The sequence below is a fragment of the Enterocloster sp. 210928-DFI.2.20 genome, assembly GCF_020554465.1.
GTDB lineage: Bacteria > Bacillota > Clostridia > Lachnospirales > Lachnospiraceae > Enterocloster > Enterocloster bolteae.
This window is the reverse complement of record NZ_JAJCHK010000089.1, coordinates 1-1,121: the sequence shown is the minus strand read 5'-3', so window position 1 is coordinate 1,121 and position 1,121 is coordinate 1. Positions and strand designations below refer to the sequence as shown.

The following is a 1,121-nucleotide window of genomic DNA, read 5'->3' as shown; positions in this document are numbered from 1 at the left end:
ACATAAACATCATCTAAAAAGTATGTGATACCTTCTCCGGCCATAATACCGGCCAGGATGTCTGATACCAAAGCATTGTTGTACACTCCGCCCATAAACTGGTTGTTATCCAGGATTCCCACTGCGTCCTGTGTCTCCACCGAATACCGTTTCGCTCCCAGCTGCTTCCCATCCTTCAGATAAAAAATCCCCAGTATTGCCTCGTCAAAATACAGCGTCTGTTTCTGCCGCTTCTGAAATTCAAACGCATAATCAGACTTGCTTCGGATTGTATAGTCCATGGTATTGATGCTTACCGCTTCGGATATAGGGCTCAGCTCCATCAGGCAGCTGATATCCTCTATCTCATCATCCTTAAACACACGGATGAGTCCCCAGGTTATCCCTGTCAGGAATACGTTGCGGTACGGCTTACTGGTCCTCAGGAAGGTAACGACCACCCGGTTATAATAATCCACGATGCCATAGCAGAAGTAGTCCGGACTGTCCGGGGAATAATCCCGATCTGATAACAGTTCATCCCCGCGGTACCATTTAATATTGACCATACTGCAGTAGTCCCCCGAATAATCGTTGAACCTAAGTGTTATCCCCACACTGGAATAAGTTTGACCGAATGTGAATGTGATTGAAGGCGGTTCTCCAAATGTTCCGCCTGCATCGGATATGCTGTCACTCACATACCCCATGTCAGCCAGCTCGTCCGGGGCATTGTTGTAGTTGCCATCCATCCTCGCGTACCTGGGCAGACACATGGCATAATCCGGGAACTCTACCCCCGATTTTAGGTCCTGGAGGTCAACATAGTAATCATGGTCGCCCGAAGCCGCCGTATTGTCCTCTGCAGCCCCCAGGGCAATGTCATCGTAGACAATCTTAAGCCCACCCGCATCCGTCATCCTCTGGTTCTTCAGTACGGACAGCCACAGATACCGGTATGCCCGGCTGGTCTCAAGGTACGTGATGACCAGCTGATTAAACAGCGGCACCTTGGCCCGGCAGAAGTACTCCACCCCATCCGGTTCAAACTCCTGCTCCTGGACCAGTTCCGCATCCTTGTACCAGGAGATTTTAAGCCTGCTGGCATAATCCCCGGATACCCTGTTAAAAACCATGGACAC

1 pseudogene is annotated in these 1,121 nt (G+C 50.2%); it reads right to left on the bottom strand.

What is annotated here, in order from left to right:
* Positions 1–1,121 (bottom strand): annotated as a pseudogene (locus LI015_RS27925) (hypothetical protein); the annotation flags it as partial.